We start from the raw sequence: 831 nt of genomic DNA on the forward strand, positions 1-831 counted from the left end.
CCAAAGTTACGGTCTCGCTCCCGATAACTAGTGTGCTCAGAAAAAGAAGCGGTAACCAGAATATTTGCCTACTAATTTTCATTTTATGTCCTATGCTATTGTTAGCTGTGCAAAAAATTAAAAAGCACGTGTAATAACAAGTACTTTATTGCGTAAACTGAGTGTTGCGTCAAAAGTACAAATCGTTGCTCAGGGTTTTACCTATTTGCTTAAGTATCAAGCATTCTGCTAAATACTTAAGCAAGTAACATACCGCTCTGAACATCGTTAGGGGAGCTATATATATGGCCGGTATTCTGGACAGTGTTAACCAACGAACTCAGCTCGTTGGGCAGAATCGACTGGAATTATTGTTGTTTAAGCTTCAGGGTCAGCAGATATACGGAATTAACGTTTTTAAGGTTAAAGAAGTATTGCAGTGCCCTAAGTTAACTATGATGCCACAACGACATCCTGTTGTTCGCGGTGTCGCGCATATTCGTGGTGGAACTATCCCTATTATGGATATGGGGATGGCAACAGGACAGATGCCGATTGCGGAAGAGACAATTCCCAATAGCTTTGTCATTATTACTGAATACAACAGAAAGACTCAAGGCTTCCTGGTTGGTGATGTTGAACGTATCGTTAACCTTAATTGGGAAGAGATTCATCCGCCGCCAAAGGGTGCCGGACGCGAAAATTACCTGACTGCCGTCACTCGTATCGATAATAAGCTTGTAGAAATTATCGATGTAGAGAAGATTCTTTCTGAAGTGGCGCCTGTAGAAGAAACCGTTAACGAAGAGTTCGTAGAACAGGTGTGTGAACGTGATAGTGAATCGCCGCCTA

General features: G+C 42.0%; 1 protein-coding gene. It reads left to right on the forward strand.

Annotated features, from left to right (window positions below; translation table 11 throughout):
* Window positions 1-284 precede the first annotated feature (284 nt).
* Window positions 285-831, forward strand: a 547-nt coding sequence (locus A3729_RS08360) for a chemotaxis protein CheW (protein ID WP_197475694.1), incomplete at its 3' end; no start/stop codon positions are given.

It is taken from the genome of Oleiphilus sp. HI0043, assembly GCF_001634935.1.